The organism is Marinobacter sp. (genome assembly GCF_033722735.1).
Lineage (GTDB): Bacteria > Pseudomonadota > Gammaproteobacteria > Pseudomonadales > Oleiphilaceae > Marinobacter.
This window is the reverse complement of the sequence record NZ_JAWVYN010000005.1, coordinates 14630-30234: the sequence shown is the minus strand read 5'-3', so window position 1 is coordinate 30234 and position 15605 is coordinate 14630. Positions and strand designations below refer to the sequence as shown.

Here is a 15605-nt window from a genome sequence, read left to right as displayed (position 1 = left end):
GGTTCCCTATGAAAGTATTGATTGTGGAAGATTCGATGGTGGTGAGACAGCTGCTGCGCTACATCCTGGAGCAGGGCGGTCTTGAGGTAATTGGCGAGGCCAACGACGGTGAGGAGGCCCTGCAGTTCATTAAGCGGCAACGGCCTGACGTGATCACCATGGATGTGCATCTGCCCAAACTGGATGGTTTCGAGTGTACCCGTGCAATCATGGAGACCGCCCCCATTCCCATCGTTGTAGTCACCGGTAGCTACAGCCTCAGTGACAGTACCTTTGCCTTGCGGCTTCTGGATGCGGGGGCAGTGACCGTGGTGGAGAAACCGCTGGGCATGATGGATTCCAATTTCCAGAAGGATGCCGACAATCTGGTCAAGACCGTAAGGAACATCGGCGGCATAAAGCTGGTGCGCCGTATACGGACCGATCGGCCGACGTCCCCCTCCGCCCTGGAGCCGGGTTGGACGCCAAAACTGGTTGCGGTGGGAGCCTCGACAGGCGGCCCAGCAGCCCTGAAAGCCTTGCTTTCGACCATAGAGCCGCCTTGTCCCTGGCCAATATTGGTTGTTCAACACATCACGCCAGGCTTTTTACCGGGATTCTGCGAATGGTTAAACGGAAGCTCCAACCTGAACGTTCAAATCGCTGATCACGGCATCCGTGCTCAACCTGGCAACGTTTACGTGGCTCCGGATGGGCTCGACATGGAAATCGATGCCGGGATGCACATACGGCTCAGACACCCAGAGGGTCCGGGCAACCTGTGCCCATCGGCGGCAAGGTTGTTTGAGAGTGTTGGGCGGCATTGGGGGAGTGAGGCGCTGGCCATCCTGCTTTCGGGAATGGGGCGGGATGGCGTCAACGAGATGCTGGAATTAAAAAAGAAGGGCGCCCTGACACTGGCGCAGGATGCCGAGAGTTGCGTGGTCAATGGCATGCCGGGCGAGGCAATGAAAGCCCGGGCGGCGTCTCGCAGTTTGCCGCCAGAAGCCATCGCCCAGCTCCTGAACAAACTGGCTCAGGTTCCGGCCGGTTAATCGCCTGATGGCAGGCAGGGTGGTTTTGTTGGCAGAGACTCTGGGAGTACCAAGGTATGCGAAGTTTGATGTGGGGACGCCTACGCCTCGATTGGTTTGGTGGAGCGGCGGAGCGGGAGCGTCTGCAGAAGGTTGTGGAGTATGCCCCAAATGCGATCGTACTCATTGATAGCGATGGCAAAATACTGTTGGTCAATGCTCAGACCGAAGCCCTGTTTGGCTATAGCCGGCAGGAACTCATAGGGGAGACGGTGGAGGTGCTGGTCCCCCAACGATTCCGCAGCGCTCATCCCGATTATCGTAAAATGTTCTTCGATCAGCCGGTCAAACGAGCCATGGGAGCCGGACGCGACCTGTACGGCTTACGAAAGGACGCCAGTGAGTTTCCCATCGAAATCGGCCTGAACCCCATACCCGAGAAAGGCGGGATGCTGGCGCTGGCCAGCATTATCGATATTACCGAACGGAAAAGGGAGGAAGAACGCTTCCGCCAGGTCATCGAATCGGCTCCAAACGCGATGATACTGGTGGGCGGCGAGGGTCAGATCACATTGATCAACTCCCAGGCCGAATCCCTGTTCGGATATGCCAGAAGTGAACTGATTGGTCAGCCTATTGAGATGCTGGTCCCTCATCGTTTTCGCGATGCCCATCCGGGACACCGGGCGAGTTTCTTTGCCAACCCGACCCGGCGGGCCATGGGGGCCGGACGTGACTTGTATGGCTTGCGCAAGGACGGCAGTGAGTTTCCGGTGGAAATCGGCCTCAACCCCATACCGTCGCCGGACGAGCCGCTGGCGTTGGCGAGTGTTATCGATATTACGGAGCGAAAGCGTGCTGAGGAGCGCTTCCGCCAGGTGATCGAGTCGGTCCCAAATGCGATCGTGCTGGTGAACCAGGCGGGCAAGATTGCCCTGGTCAACGCCCAGACCGAGAAGCTGTTCGGCTACTCCCGGCAGCAACTGATAGGCGAGCCGGTGGAGACACTGATCCCGCAACGGTTTCGCGCGGCGCACAGTGGGTTCCTGGCGGCGTATTTTACGAAGCCGAGCACCCGCGCCATGGGGGCCGGGCGGGAGCTCTATGGGCGCCGCAATGACGCGCAGGAATTTCCTGTTGAGATTGGCCTCAACCCTATGAAACTGGGGGATGAGATTCTCGTACTGGCTAGCATAATCGATATTACCGAACGCAAACGTGCGGATCGCGAAATGCGCAAGATTATCCAGGAAATGCATCAGGGAATCTCGGTGCTGGGGAGAACCAGTGGAGAGATCATGGACTCGGTCAACCGGGTGGCGACCAGCACCCAGGAGACTGCGTCCTCGATCAATCGAATTTCAAGCGCCGTCCATCAGGTGAAACAGGGGGCGGTGGCTGCAGGCAGAAAGGCGAATGCCGTGACCACCAACGTAGAGCGGACCCGGACGGTTGCCGAGGAGGGAAAGCTGGCGGTGGACGAGACCATGGAGGGCATGTTGCAGATCCGGGAGCAGATGCAGGCCATTGGCGAAAGCATTATCCGCCTCAATGAGCAGACGCAAGCCATTGGAGAGGTGGTCACCGCGGTGAATGATCTGGCGGAGCAATCGAATCTGCTTGGCGTTAACGCCTCCATCGAGGCAGCCCGTGCGGGCGAGGTTGGCAAAGGCTTCAGCGTTGTTGCGCAGGAGGTCAAGGCACTGGCCGATCAGTCGAAATCAGCCACCGCTCAGGTACGAACCATTCTGAGTGATATCCAGAAAGCCATGAACAAGGCGGTGCTGGTCGCGGAACAGGGTGGTAAAGCGGTGGATGCCGGCTATCAGCGTACTCAGGTGAGCGGTAAGGCCATACAGACGTTGTTGCAAAGCACCAATGAATCCAATGAGGCCGCGATGCAGATTGCTGAAACCAGTCGTCAGCAGGCGATTGGCGTTGATCAGATTGCCCAGGGTATGGAGACCATCCAGAACGCCAGTAAGGAGAACGTCAGCGGTATTCGGCAAGTAGAGGACGCGGTACGGAATCTGCACCAGTTGGGAAGCCGGCTACAGGAGGTGGCCGCCCAGTTCAGGCTGGACGATTCAGGATCGGAGGATTCCTCATAGCAAAAGCTTGTGAGGTATGGGTTTGGACAGAAATTGGACGTGGTGGCTGTGGTTCCGAGAGGTTACGCCGATCGTTTGCCGTTTCCTGTACTCACAACTTCAGCAAGAATGGCCAAGGCGATTTCCGGGGGCGAATGCCCGCCAAGATCCAAACCCGCCGGGCCCTTGATTCGTGCCAGCTGCACGTCCGCTACACCTTCCGCCCGCAACAGCTCCAATCGACGCGCCTGAGTCCTTCGACTGCCCAGCGCCGCGATATGAAAGGCGTCTGTTTCAAGCACCCTTTGCAGGATAGTGGTTTCCCAGTCGTGATCGTGGGACAGGCTGAGGAAGGCGGACCAGCGATCCAGCCAATGGGGATCGACGTTTCCCGGTGACCGTAACGGGACTCGCGTGAGCCGGCAGGCGCCGCTGGCGACAGGTTCCTGATGGCAGGTGTAGGTGGGGGACACCGCAATCAAATCAAGGTCGAACAGCCTTGCCATGTCCACGAAACAGTCGAAGATGGCGCCGCCTCCCATCGCTACAATGCGGGGGCGGGGCTGGTAGGTTTTCGAGAAGCCGAGCAAAGACGTTGAAACGTCCGGGCGGGATAGCTGCCGGCTTTTCTGGGTCGTCCCCGAAATCCGGCTTTCAGATGGTATCCCGTGGACGGTATAGCTCCGGGTGGGCAGTTGTGCCGACCACTGCGTCACCGTCCGCTCGATGTAGGAGCGGTAAAGCGCCCGAACCCAGGACTCCTCGGGGTGAGGGGTGATCAATACGTCTATACCTGAGCCGCAGGGTAACTGAATGTCGAAGAAATCCGAGTCCTTGCCGTAGCGAACCAACCGGTGTTCGTCGGACTGCAGGCATGCTAGGGCCTCGTCAACCAGTGCCGCTTCCAGGCATCCGCCTGAGATCAGGCCCACGTGGTCGCCGTGGGCGTTGACCACCATCTGGCTGCCGATCGGTCGGGGGGAGCTTCCTTCGTAATTGACCAAGGTTACCAACGCGGTGGGGATGTCCTGACGGTGCCAGTGGTAAAGCCAGGGCCGGATATCTTCAACAAAGCCTGCTTGGTCGCTGGAAGGGACGGCACCTGCAAGCGGATTCGAAAGAGCGGTCGGAGACGTCGTCATGGTTCTGGTTGCTATTGTTGTTAGTGGCTTGCGCCCGATGTGAAAGGCGCAAGCCCTGTAGCTTAGATCAATTTGGCCTGTATGGGCAGCGTGTATTGCCGCGACCGAGGGTTCTCGGCTTGCCAGGCATCCTTTCATCCTGGATGCGGAACCTGGATGGGTACACTCGATGGCAGGGGATAGTGCCGGATTGGCCAACAATGCTGCCTAATTCGAAGCAACGCGGGAAGGCCTGGCCCCGTCAGGGCCCTAATGGCGGGCCGGTTTACGGGAGAACTCTTCGGCGCTTCCCCATTTGGCCTCCTTGGCAATTGGTCTTACTACTAAAAGACGTTTTCTTCCATCCCTCTGATCGGTTTGAAAAATGCCTGTGGGCCGTATGCTGGAATCATAAAGGAATTGATTAACATTTGTTCCGCCAGGACCGGGCAGCGTAACCACAAGAGTCAGAAGGGTGGCAATGATGGCAATCTGCAAGCATCCATCGTTTTTGGTTGACGAGAACCGTCGGTACGCAGGAACCGGCGGCTTGAGTGAGAACAATGCGCAGGCCCGCTTTGTTCCCGCGTTCAAGGATTCCCGCACCGGCCAGGTGGTCATCTCCCGCTTTGGCGACGGACGCCCCGCGCCGTTCCACCTGGTGGATGGCCTGCCCGACGAGTGGATCACCCACCGGGATCTGGATGGCCGGGCCATTGGCGTCCGGGCGACCATCGTCTCCGGATTCGTTCGCCTGGGGCGGTTTTTTACGCGGCAGGAAGCCTCGGATTACTTGGAACAGGTGGCTTCCTGAGCCTGGCTTTCATCAGACCTGTGGGCCATCTGGAGGTTGGTTCTGGTTCGAAGCAAAGATGGAGCGAGCTTCCTCAAAGCATTTTTCAGCCAATGCTGACCGGGGGGCGGTGCGTCGCATCAGCAGCCCCATGGGGGCATTGGTACTGGCACTGGTGATTGGCACCATCTGCAGGTCCTGGTTCAGCGCCTCAATGCCCAGTTGCAGCGGCATGATGGCGCAGCAGATGCCGGCGTTCACTGCTTGCACCAGTTGAAACGTGGAGTCGCTTTCGAGGATGGGAGAGGGGGCGAGGCCCCGGCTCCGGAAACTCAGGGCGATGGACTGGCGATAATGCATGCCCTGGGACAGCAAACCCAGGGGGACCTCCGTGAGGCATTCCCAGGTCAGTTCCGCCTGGTCAAACCGGAAATGCCGCCTATCGAACAGCAGCCCCATGTGGGTGGTGGCCAGTTCAATGACGTCGAAATGCTCCGGATCGACTTGATCGAGATAACACAGGCCAAGATCGAGCTGGTTTCGACTCAAGCCGTCCAGGATCTGTTCCGAGCTCATGGACAAGAACTGAAAGCTGAGTTCCGGATATTGCTGAGAGAGGGGCTTCACCAGATCCATCGGATTCAGGCTGGACAGGGGAACCATGCCAAGGCGCAGGCTGCCCACCAGTTGGCCCCGGCAGTTGGCTGCTTCCGCCTGCAATCCGTCGTGGGCCGCCAGGAGTGCCTTAGCCCAGGCCAGCACCCGTTCGCCCGCCTCAGTAAACCCCTCGAATCGCTGGCCCCGGGTGACCAGCACCAGGTCCAGCTCGTCTTCCAGGCTGCGAAGGCGCATGGAGAGGGTCGGCTGGGTGACGTGGCAAAGCTCGGCCGCCTTGCCAAAGTGGCGCGTCTGGTCGAGGGCAATGAGAAACTTGAGCTGTTTGATGTCCATAACGCCTGAAATCCTGAACCTATTTTGATTCTTACCCATTATCCCAGTTGGGAGCAAACGGTATCAGCCGTCGATCCAGCCAATGGAGGGGCGTGATAGGTACGGCTGATGATGCATTCAGTACTTTCGATTAGACGGACAATGGGAGGAGGCATACCTTAGGTAACAGTGCCTTTCCAGAATTGAACCAGGACGATCCGGAGCCCCTGATGAGTGAAAAAGTACACATCAAACCCTATGACGGACCGGCAGCGGGGTGGGGCGCGTTGCGGAGTGTGACCAAAAGCTGGTTGGCCAGTGGCAATGGCGTCAGGAACATCCGCGCCATGCTGAAGACCAACCAGGACACCGGCTTCGACTGCCCTGGCTGTGCGTGGGGGGATTCGCCGGAGGCCGGTCTGGTGAAGTTCTGCGAGAACGGCGCCAAGGCCGTGAACTGGGAGGCGTCCGGGCGCGTGATTGGCCCGGAGTTCTTTGCCCGGTACAGCGTGTCGGAGCTGGCCCGCCAAACCGATTACTGGCTCGAATACCAGGGGCGTCTCACGCACCCGATGCGTTATGACGCCACTACCGACCACTACGTGGAAACCACCTGGGACGAAGCTTTTGCACTGATTGCCCGTCACCTCCATAGCCTGGATTCTCCCGATCAGGCCGAGTTCTACACCTCCGGCCGGGCGAGCAACGAGGCGGCGTTTCTTTATCAGCTCTTTGTACGGGCCTACGGCACCAACAATTTTCCCGATTGCTCGAACATGTGCCACGAGGCCAGCGGCGTGGCCATGAAGGAAACCATCGGTGTTGGCAAGGGCACCGTGGTCTTTAACGATTTCGACAAGGCCGATGCCATCTTCGTGATTGGTCAGAACCCGGGCACCAATCACCCCCGTATGCTGGAGCCGTTGCGAGAGGCGGTGCAACGGGGCGCTCAGGTAGTATGTTTCAACCCTCTCAAGGAGCGAGGGCTTGAGCGATTCCAGCATCCCCAGCACCCGCTGGAAATGATGAGCAATCGCTCGCAACCCACCAATACGGCCTACTTCAGGCCGGCTTTGGGCGGTGATATGGCGGTAATGAGAGGGATCGCCAAGTTCCTGCTAACCTGGGAGCGCGAGGCGCGGCAGGCCGGGCTGCGGCCGGTCTTCGATCACGAGTTTATCGAAGCGCATACCTCGGGGCTCGATGCATACCTGGAGGTGGTGGACGCAACGAGCTGGGACGACATCGTGGCCCAGTCCGGGTTAGGCCTGGACGAACTGGAACTTGCCGCGCGGATGTACCGCCGTGCCGAGCGGGTGATCATGTGCTGGGCCATGGGCGTCACCCAGCATCGCCATTCGGTGCCCACGGTACAGGAAATCGTTAACCTGCAGCTATTGCGTGGCAACATCGGCAAGCCCGGCGCGGGGGTGTCGCCGGTTCGGGGGCACAGCAACGTCCAGGGCGACCGGACCGTGGGTATCGATGAGAATCCTCCCGAGTGGTTTCTGGACGCGCTGGAGCGTCGCTTCAAATTCAGCGTACCGCGCCGCCATGGCCACAACACCGTGCTGGCGATCAAGGCGATGGAGGAAAAGCGCGCCCGGGTTTTCATCGCCCTTGGCGGCAATTTCGCCAAGGCGACCCCGGATACACCACGCACCCAGGACGCACTTCGCAACTGCCAGTTGACCGTCAACATCTCCACCAAACTGAACCGCTCGCACCTGGTGACCGGGCAGGACGCACTGATCCTGCCGTGCCTGGGGCGCACGGAGATTGATAGGCAGGCGGGCGGAGTGCAGGGGGTGACCGTGGAAGACACCTTCAGCATGGTGCATCTCTCCTATGGCCAGCTCAACCCCCACTCGCCACACCTGAAATCCGAACCGGCAATTGTGGCCGGTATGGCCAAGGCGACCCTGGGCAACCATCCCATCGATTGGGACCGGGCCGTTGCGGATTATGGCCGTATCCGGGAGATGATCGCCGACATTGTTCCTGGTTTTGATCACGTTAACGAGAAACTGCACCACCCGGGCGGGTTCCACCTGCCGAACAAGGCAGGGGAGCGGGTCTGGAACACCGTCAGCGGAAAAGCCCGGTTTACCCCCAGTGAGCTCCCTGGAGCACTGGTCAGTAAGGCGGTGCTCGAGAACGGCGGCAAACCGGACCTGATCCTTCAGACCATGCGCTCCCACGATCAATACAACACCACCCTGTACGGACTGGATGACCGCTATCGGGGCGTGTTTGGCATGCGCGATGTGGTCTTCCTGAATCGGGAGGATATCACCCGGCTTGGTTTCGAGCCGGGAGACCGGGTGGATCTGATCTCGCTTTGGGAAGACGGGCGGGAACGTCGGGTGGCCGGCTTCACCCTGGTGGAATACGATATGCCGACCGGCCAGGCGGCTGCCTACTACCCTGAAACCAATCCCCTGGTACCACTGGACAGTTACGGCGATCGCTCGTTCACGCCGACTTCCAAGTTTATTGCAATCCGGCTTGAGCCGGCGACGCCCGTTAACAGGATACCGGCATCGCCCGCCTAACCCCCTGGCGATTCGATCAGCTGTCAGCAGCCTTCTGAACTGGGCTGTAAACCCGCGGGGCGCTGCGGTGAGGCACGTGAACCAGGTTCAGGCGGTACTTGCGAGCCCACTTTACCGCCAGCGCGGTGGGGGCGGATAAGCTGGCCAGGGTGCCGATGCGGGCTCGCACCGCTTTTTGTACGAGCTCCAGGCTGCAGCGGCTGGTCACAACCACAAATCCCTGGCGCAGATCCAGGCTGCTGGTACTCAGCCCCCCGATAAGCTTGTCCAGGGCATTGTGACGGCCGATATCTTCACGACACAGCCTGACGGTGCCGCGGTCATCAAAATACAGGGCCGCGTGCAGGGCGCCACTGAGACGCGCCGCCTGTTGGGCAACGCAGATACGGCTGCGCAAGTTCCGAAAGAGGCCCGACCGGGGCACCGGGGCCGGTTCGAGTTCGCTCAACAGGGGCAAGGCCTGCTCCATGGCTTCCACACCGCACATGCCGCAGCCGCTGGTGCCTGCCAGCTGTCGGCGGGACTGCTTGAGAGCCCAAAACGCACGGTTGGATATATCGATCTCCGCAACCCGGGTGTCGCCGATTCCGGAGACCCGGATGTCGTGTATCTCGTCTGGGAAACTGACAATGTTATTGGTCAGGCTGAAGCCCAACACGAAATCTTCCAGGTTGCCGGGAGACATCATCATCACCGCATGGCCAATTCCGTTATAGCTGAGGGCCAGCGCGATTTCGTCAGCCAGGGCCGATTCGCCAGCCATTGCGCCAGGGCCGAGCGACAGGTAGTCGATCACCTCTGGGCTGGCAGGTGAGTCATTGAACTTCAGCCGGTAGGTTTTCTCGTTTCCGGACGACGCCATGCCAGCTCCTTGTGGAAGGGATTATTTTTTCAGTCTAGTGAATGTCGCCGTGCGAATCTAATCACCGCTTCTGATCAGGCAATAACGGGTATCTATCGCCGATCATAACGCCGCTGTCGCCGACTGGCGCTTTCCCGGGACTGGTGCGCGCCCCGGGGTGTGCCAAAGCGTGGCGCTGGCAGTGGTCTGTGCCGAAAGCTGGCATAGCTGAAGGGTTGTGCCTGAAGGTGGCATGGCTATAATGGCGCGCCTGAATTTGGCATACCCCAGGCAGGGCCCCGTTCTACAGATCCCTTAAGGTGGCGTGCCAAAAGGTGGCGCAGGGTGAAGCCTGTGCCAATCCCCGGCACCGCACCTGCAAGAGCACCATGTACCGCGACTTTAAGACCACCCTTGAACTCATTGCCGCCGTTCTTGATAACGACAACCTCACTTCCGACCAATTGCGTGCCAAGTTTGGCGGCATGCCGGATCGTACGTTCAAGCGGCATATGGCCACCGCGCGCAAGCATGGCGCCCAGATGGAATGCTTGGCCGATAACAAAGGGCGCTATGTCTGGAGCTGCCGCAACAAGCGTTTGGTGGAGTCCAGGGTTCGGTCCTGGCTGGTGTTTGAGCGTGAGCGTACCCTGGTAGGGGAGCCACAGTTGGATCTGCTGCATCAGGCGTTGTGACATACGCCGGGGTGGAAATGCGGCGAAATCCTCTTCAGTGGCACTAGATTGACTCGATGTCTACCCTGGCCACCAGTCCGCCCTTCCGGCCCCGACTGAAACTGAGCCGGCCCCGGTATCGCTCGACAATCTCGCTGACGATGGCGAGGCCCAGTCCATGGCCTGGGGTTTGCTCGTCCAGGCGAACGCCCCGCGTGCCAAGGCGGTTAACGATACTGGGGGCCACCCCCGGCCCATCGTCGCTGACCTGGATGGTCATGAGCCCGTCGGATTCCTGGAGCAAGAGCTCCGCGCAGGTGCTGGACCACTTGCCGGCATTGTCCAGTAAGTTTCCCAGGATCTCGTTCAGGTCGTGTTTCTCAAGGGGCCAGCGGCGCGCTTCTGAGAGTTCCGTGGACAACTCAAAAGTCTTGTCCGGATAAAGGCGACCGAGCATCCACAGCAGATCCCGTGCCTGCTTGACGGGGTAGGCACTTTGCCCGACCTGAGGACCTGCGAATTTGCTGCGCCGCATTTCCGCTTCCAGCTGCCGGTCGATATCTGCCAGCCTGGCTGCCATGTCTTGCCGAAGCTCTGGGGCTATTGGCCGCTCCGTATCGCTGAGGATCTGGCGGACGGCTGCAATGGGAGTCTTTACGCTGTGGGAAAGGTTTGCCACCGCCTCCCGGGACCGAGCCAGTCGTCGGTCCAGCGAATCCAATAACTGATTCAGCTGCAACACCAGAGGCTGGAATTCTTCCGGGGCACGGACCTGAATGCGGGAGATCTCGCCGTCCTGAAGTTTTCGCAGGGCGGCACGTAGCGATACCACCGGGCGCATGGCCAGGGAAATGCCCAACCAGATCACAGTCACCAGCAGAAGGATGAGCGCAATTGATACTACCGCAGTCCAGGCGTGAAGTTCCGCTTGGCTGCTCTGAAGTGCCTCGAAGTCTTCCGACACTATGACGACAATGGGGAGGTCGTGGACCTGGATGGTGCTGCGGAATGCGAGGATGTCCGAGGGCACGGCGGGGCTGATATTGCGCCTGACTCGAATGGGGCCGTTCTGTACGGAGTCAAGGAGGGGGGTAAGCAGCGGCTCCCAGGATGGGGGCGAGACGATGGTTTGCTGCGTGCTGCGAATGGCGAATGCGTGGTGAAACACCTCCTCGAAGTAGTCGCCCGTTCGAAGAGCGGTGATTTCCCCGCCAGCTTGTCGGATCTGGTGCTCCAGAAACGCAACCTCATCCTGGAGTCGGCTTTCCACGAACTCGCGGGACATCCGGTCCAGCAGGTAGCCGTGCACCAGCCAGGCCAGCCCCATCAGTACAATGCCGGCTGGCAGGAGCAGGGTTAAAAGGGTCCTCCGGAGCGATCGGATACTGTTAAGGCGCATCATGGAACAGGTAGCCCTGGCCTCGCCGTGTTGTGATTGTCTCCGCGCCGACCAGTTTTCTCAGGCGTCGGATGTACGCCTCAATGATGTTGTCGCTGGGGCTCTCGTTGAGATTGTAGAGTTGCTCCATCAGTTGTTCTTTCGAGAATACATGGCCTGGACGGCTCATCAGGCACCGCAATAATCGGAATTCGGTCCCAGTCAGGCTGTGCTCGCTCCCATCGGGGAGTTTCAGGTTTTGGCGGTTCTCATCCAGCTCGAAACGGCCGGCCCGCAGAGAGGACTGGCCCCGTCCCTCGCTGCGGCGAACAATGGCGTGCAGTCGAGCAATCAGCTCTTCCGCCTGAAAGGGTTTGGCGAGGTAGTCATCAGCGCCCGCCTTCAAACCGTTTACCTTGTCTTGCCAGTCGCCGCGGGCGGTCAGAATCAGGACTGGGAAATGGGCATTGTTTGACCGCCAGTGCCGCAACACGTCCAGCCCGTTGCCATCTGGCAGTCCCAGGTCCAGTACACCTGCTCGGTAGTCCTCCTGTTCGCCGAGGATAATGGCGGCTTTGGCGGTGCCTGTGACATCCACGCTGAATCCGGCTTTCTCCAGTTGGCTGGCCAGCCCTTCAACGAGCAGTGGGTCGTCCTCAACCAGCAATAGTCTCATTGGCTACATCCTTTTCCTCTGGGCTCTCTGGGGAGAGGGGCAGGCAGTGTCGCCGCCAAACCTGAACTGAGCCTGAATTCCAATTTTATCGTTATTTTCAGGAAGAGTTCAGGTTGGTACGAGATGGTGGATAGCGCTCTGATCCTCATGCCTCGCATGATTGGACCGGATACTATTAGTTCCGCACAGGAGAACGATGAATGAACGCTTCCACGTTGATTGCCGCCGTAGCGGTCATGTCCATGCCGGTCCTGGCCTTTGCTGGGGGGTCTCACGATGGTGGTCACGGTCAGGCAACACCCATTGGAGAACCGGGCTATGCCGGCGACGTTACCCGGACCATCGCGGTGGTTATGAAAGACAATTATTTCGAGCCAGAGGCTGTTAACGTTTCTCCTGGGGAAACCGTCCGTTTCTCAATCCTAAACGAAGGTAGGCTCGTGCATGAGTTCAACATCGGCACACCGGAAATGCACGAAGCTCATCAGAGGGAGATGCGGATGATGGTCGAGCATGGTGTTATCCAGGGTGGTACGCTGAATCGGGAGATGATGAAGATGGACATGGGTAATGGGCACACCATGGAACATGATGATCCCAACAGTGTGTTATTGGCACCCGGCGAAACCGCCGAGATTGTATGGACCTTCAGCGCCCAGGCCAATCTCGAGTTCGCGTGCAATGTGCCAGGCCACTACCAGTCTGGCATGTACGGGGACGTCGAATTCAAGACGAGCGATGATATGCAGGCGCGAGCCCGCTGAACTTCCCGCCCATTGCGTGTTGCAGGGGGAATCGTCGAGGTTCCCCTCTTCACCGAACGACACAGAGGTAAACCCAGATGAAGGCCAGTTTAGTGGCAGGTGTTGTGGCCTGTCTGCTACCAATATTCGCGTCTGCGGGCGAATACGACCTTACGGTTGACCGGGTCGAAATCGACACCGGAGAATTTGTCAAAGAGGGGATAGGCTATAATGGCGCATCCCCGGGTCCCGTGCTCCGCTTCAAAGAAGGCGAAGCGGTGACAATCAATGTAACCAATAATCTGGACGAAATGACGTCCATTCACTGGCACGGATTGATCCTGCCATTCAGTCAGGACGGAGTTCCTGGAATCAGCTTCCCCGGAATCAAGCCCGGTGAAACATTTACCTACCGATTCCCCATCGTCCAGACAGGCACCTACTGGTTCCACAGCCATTCCGGATTCCAGGAGCCTGACGGAGCTTTTGGCGCCATCGTTATTGAGCCCGAAGGTCGGGAACCGTTCCGTTACGACCGGGAATACGTGGTCCAGTTGACCGACAAGCATCCTCATGACGGGGAGCGCATCATGCGTAACCTCAAGATGATGCCGGACTACTACAACCGTCAGCAGCAGACGGTTGGCGAGTTTTTCTCCGATGCCTCTGAGTATGGCTTCATGAACACGCTGAAGGACCGCCTGGCCTGGGGCGGGATGCGAATGATGAAGGCGGACGTGGAGGATGTTCAGGGCTTCGTTGGCATGATCAATGGCAAGAGCCCGGAGCAGAATTGGACCGGCTTGTTTGAGCCAGGTGAGCGAGTTCGCCTCCGCTTCATCAATTCTTCAGCAATGACCTATTTCGATGTTCGAATACCCGGGCTGCAGATGACCGTTGTCCAGGCGGACGGTAATAATGTCCAGCCGGTCAATGTGGATGAGTTTCGGATTGGCGTGGCGGAAACCTACGATGTCATCGTACGTCCCAGGGAGGCGGAGGCTTACACCATCTTCGCCGAATCCATGGGGCGTTCCGGTTACGCCCGGGCAACACTGGCCCCTGAGGCAGGAATGCAGGCGCCCGTACCGGAAATGCGAGAGCCTGCCCGTCTGACCATGGCGGACATGGGGGGCATGCACGGCATGGATCATGGCGATATGGGGCATGGGGATATGAATTCGTCGGAAGACGAAGAGATGAACCACTCAGCCATGGCCGGCAGGGATCACGCCACAATGGCTGAGGTGGACTCGACCAGTATGTCGGCGATGTCTGAGGCGAACAGTGACAGCATGGACCATTCGAGTATGGCGGGAATGGATCACAGCGGAATGGGGGGGGCTGGGGACGGCGCGACAGATCCCTTCTATGCCGAGGGTAGCGGCCTGATTCCAGTCGCAGCCAACGGTGGCAAGTTCCTTTCTTATGCCGACCTCAAGGCGCAGGCGCCGCTGTATAACGAGCGAGAGCCGACCCGGGAGATCGAATTGCGGCTGACCGGAAACATGGAACGATATGCCTGGAGTATTAACGGCGTTAAGTATGAAGATGCCGACCCAATCCGGCTTCAGTATGGCGAGCGTGTCCGCTTCAAATTTGTGAATGAGACCATGATGACCCATCCGATGCACCTTCACGGCATGTGGTCCATCCTGGATGTCGGTGCCGGCCAGTGGAATCCTGTCAAGCACACCATTAGCGTACAGCCAGGAACAACGGCTTACATGGAGACCGAAGTCGACGCGCCGGGTCAATGGGCCTTCCATTGTCATCTGTCCTATCACGCGGCCTCTGGCATGTTCCGAAAAGTCGTCGTTGAGGGCGGGCCTGAATCGTCTGCCGCCGCTGTGGGTGATGACGTCGTACAAGGAGGAGGCGCATGAGCGACATGAAGTCCCTTATCGTGGCCGCGCTGCTGGGGGGTATTGGTCTTCCCGCAGTGGCGTCCGCCCAGGCGATGATGGAGGATACGACCGAGCGCAAGCAGCCTCTGAGCGTGTGGGGCGTTCAGTTTGAGGAGTTCGAGTATCGTTACAGCGATGACGATGAAGAACTCGGTGCATGGAATGCCGACTTCTTCTATGGCACCGACGCATTGAAAGTGCGATGGCTCTCGAAAGGGGAATACGCCATTGAGGAGCAGGCCTATGAGGGACTTGAAAACCAGTTGGTCGGTCAAATTCCCGCCACCACCTTTTTCGATGCCAAGGCTGGCATACGATTCGACACCCCCGAGGGACCGGACAGAACCTATGCTGTACTGGGGGTGACAGGGTTGGCGCCCCAGTGGTTTGAGATCGATGCCAATTTATACGTCAGTGAGGACGGGGACACTTCGGCAGAGCTCGACGCTGAGTACGAGCTGCTCCTGACCAATCACTGGATTCTGGCGGCAACCCTCGATGCTGCAGCGGCCTTCAGTGAAGACCACGAGATTGGGGTTGGTAAGGGGCTGGTGTCCACGGAAGCTGGGCTGCGCCTGCGCTACGACGTTGTTGATCGAACTTTCTCACCATACGTTGGGGTTGTCCACGAACGTAAGTACGGGGACACCGCCGATCTGGCAGAGCAAGAGGGCGGGGGCACTGAAGACTGGTATGCAGTCGTTGGCGCCAGGCTCGTTTTCTAGGCCCTTGATAAAGGCCTGGGAATATTCCCGGGCCTTTTGTTTTGCCGGTTGATTCAGGTCAAGTAGAAGCCAGAAAGGGCCGCAGTGCCCTTTTTTTCAGCGCTGTTTCAGGTTTCGATGATGGTATGAGCCTGAAGTGATTAACCGGGGGCAAAAAGC

At 58.9% G+C, this 15605-nt stretch carries 13 protein-coding genes; 8 read left to right on the top strand and 5 right to left on the bottom strand.

Annotated elements, in window-relative coordinates; genetic code table 11:
- Positions 1 to 8 precede the first annotated feature (8 nt).
- Together R3175_RS05590 and R3175_RS05585 are read left to right on the top strand one after the other, a co-directional pair.
- On the top strand, positions 9 to 1034 hold the full coding sequence (locus R3175_RS05590; RefSeq protein ID WP_318942893.1) for a chemotaxis protein CheB: 1026 nt from the start codon (positions 9 to 11) through the stop codon (positions 1032 to 1034).
- A 56-nt stretch (positions 1035 to 1090) separates the two neighbouring features.
- Positions 1091 to 3124 (top strand): PAS domain S-box protein, encoded by a 2034-nt coding sequence (locus R3175_RS05585; RefSeq protein WP_318942892.1) that lies wholly within the window; start codon positions 1091 to 1093, stop codon positions 3122 to 3124.
- Positions 3125 to 3186: 62 nt separating this feature from the next.
- On the opposite strand, the gene R3175_RS05580 is transcribed toward R3175_RS05585, so the two are convergent.
- Positions 3187 to 4245, bottom strand: coding sequence for an XdhC family protein (locus R3175_RS05580; RefSeq protein ID WP_318942891.1), 1059 nt, complete (start codon positions 4243 to 4245; stop codon positions 3187 to 3189).
- A 529-nt stretch (positions 4246 to 4774) separates the two neighbouring features.
- Here R3175_RS05580 and R3175_RS05575 point away from each other — a divergent pair.
- On the top strand, positions 4775 to 5038 hold the full coding sequence (locus R3175_RS05575) for a hypothetical protein (protein ID WP_318942890.1): 264 nt from the start codon (positions 4775 to 4777) through the stop codon (positions 5036 to 5038).
- Between the two features lie 12 nt (positions 5039 to 5050).
- Here R3175_RS05575 and R3175_RS05570 read toward each other — a convergent pair whose 3' ends face one another.
- Entirely contained in the window at positions 5051 to 5968 is a 918-nt protein-coding gene (locus R3175_RS05570) for a LysR family transcriptional regulator (protein WP_318942889.1), read from the bottom strand.
- A gap of 209 nt (positions 5969 to 6177) precedes the next feature.
- Between R3175_RS05570 and R3175_RS05565 the strand changes: the two genes are divergently transcribed.
- Positions 6178 to 8502 (top strand): FdhF/YdeP family oxidoreductase, encoded by a 2325-nt coding sequence (locus R3175_RS05565; protein WP_318942888.1) that lies wholly within the window; start codon positions 6178 to 6180, stop codon positions 8500 to 8502.
- A gap of 16 nt (positions 8503 to 8518) precedes the next feature.
- Here R3175_RS05565 and fdhD read toward each other — a convergent pair whose 3' ends face one another.
- Entirely contained in the window at positions 8519 to 9364 is an 846-nt protein-coding gene (gene fdhD / locus R3175_RS05560; RefSeq protein ID WP_318942887.1) for a formate dehydrogenase accessory sulfurtransferase FdhD, read from the bottom strand.
- Positions 9365 to 9678: 314 nt separating this feature from the next.
- Between fdhD and R3175_RS05555 the strand changes: the two genes are divergently transcribed.
- Positions 9679 to 10038 carry a hypothetical protein gene (locus R3175_RS05555; protein ID WP_318942886.1) on the top strand — a complete coding sequence of 120 codons (360 nt, stop codon included), beginning with the start codon at positions 9679 to 9681 and terminating at the stop codon, positions 10036 to 10038.
- A 43-nt stretch (positions 10039 to 10081) separates the two neighbouring features.
- Here the strand turns inward: R3175_RS05555 and R3175_RS05550 are convergent, their stop codons facing one another.
- Together R3175_RS05550 and R3175_RS05545 are read right to left on the bottom strand one after the other, a co-directional pair.
- A complete protein-coding gene (locus tag R3175_RS05550) occupies positions 10082 to 11344 on the bottom strand; it encodes an ATP-binding protein (protein ID WP_318942885.1) in 1263 nt (420 codons plus the stop codon).
- 61 nt (positions 11345 to 11405) lie between these two features.
- Positions 11406 to 12071, bottom strand: a complete 666-nt coding sequence (locus tag R3175_RS05545) for a response regulator transcription factor (RefSeq protein ID WP_318942884.1) — start codon at positions 12069 to 12071, stop codon at positions 11406 to 11408.
- A gap of 200 nt (positions 12072 to 12271) precedes the next feature.
- On the opposite strand from R3175_RS05545, the gene R3175_RS05540 reads away from it, so the two are divergent.
- The 3 genes from R3175_RS05540 (at position 12272) to R3175_RS05530 (ending at position 15446) form a co-directional block, all read left to right on the top strand.
- Positions 12272 to 12835, top strand: coding sequence for a plastocyanin/azurin family copper-binding protein (locus tag R3175_RS05540; protein ID WP_318942883.1), 564 nt, complete (start codon positions 12272 to 12274; stop codon positions 12833 to 12835).
- Positions 12836 to 12912: 77 nt separating this feature from the next.
- Positions 12913 to 14700: a copper resistance system multicopper oxidase gene (locus R3175_RS05535; RefSeq protein ID WP_318942882.1), complete on the top strand. Its 1788-nt coding sequence runs from the start codon at positions 12913 to 12915 to the stop codon at positions 14698 to 14700.
- Positions 14697 to 15446: a copper resistance protein B gene (locus tag R3175_RS05530; RefSeq protein ID WP_318942881.1), complete on the top strand. Its 750-nt coding sequence runs from the start codon at positions 14697 to 14699 to the stop codon at positions 15444 to 15446. Before R3175_RS05535 ends, R3175_RS05530 begins: the two co-directional genes overlap by 4 nt.
- The last annotated feature ends 159 nt before the right edge of the window (positions 15447 to 15605 follow it).

Excerpts from the sequence above, each read along its gene's own strand:
- R3175_RS05590 (WP_318942893.1), top strand. The coding sequence starts at position 9 with ATGAAAGTATTGATTGTGGAAGATTCGATGGTGGTGAGACAGCTGCTG.
- R3175_RS05585 (WP_318942892.1), top strand. The coding sequence starts at position 1,091 with ATGCGAAGTTTGATGTGGGGACGCCTACGCCTCGATTGGTTTGGTGGA.
- R3175_RS05580 (WP_318942891.1), bottom strand. The coding sequence starts at position 4,245 with ATGACGACGTCTCCGACCGCTCTTTCGAATCCGCTTGCAGGTGCCGTC.
- R3175_RS05570 (WP_318942889.1), bottom strand. The coding sequence starts at position 5,968 with ATGGACATCAAACAGCTCAAGTTTCTCATTGCCCTCGACCAGACGCGC.
- R3175_RS05565 (WP_318942888.1), top strand. The coding sequence starts at position 6,178 with ATGAGTGAAAAAGTACACATCAAACCCTATGACGGACCGGCAGCGGGG.
- fdhD (WP_318942887.1), bottom strand. The coding sequence starts at position 9,364 with ATGGCGTCGTCCGGAAACGAGAAAACCTACCGGCTGAAGTTCAATGAC.
- R3175_RS05550 (WP_318942885.1), bottom strand. The coding sequence starts at position 11,344 with ATGGGGCTGGCCTGGCTGGTGCACGGCTACCTGCTGGACCGGATGTCC.
- R3175_RS05545 (WP_318942884.1), bottom strand. The coding sequence starts at position 12,071 with ATGAGACTATTGCTGGTTGAGGACGACCCACTGCTCGTTGAAGGGCTG.
- R3175_RS05540 (WP_318942883.1), top strand. The coding sequence starts at position 12,272 with ATGAACGCTTCCACGTTGATTGCCGCCGTAGCGGTCATGTCCATGCCG.
- R3175_RS05535 (WP_318942882.1), top strand. The coding sequence starts at position 12,913 with ATGAAGGCCAGTTTAGTGGCAGGTGTTGTGGCCTGTCTGCTACCAATA.
- R3175_RS05530 (WP_318942881.1), top strand. The coding sequence starts at position 14,697 with ATGAGCGACATGAAGTCCCTTATCGTGGCCGCGCTGCTGGGGGGTATT.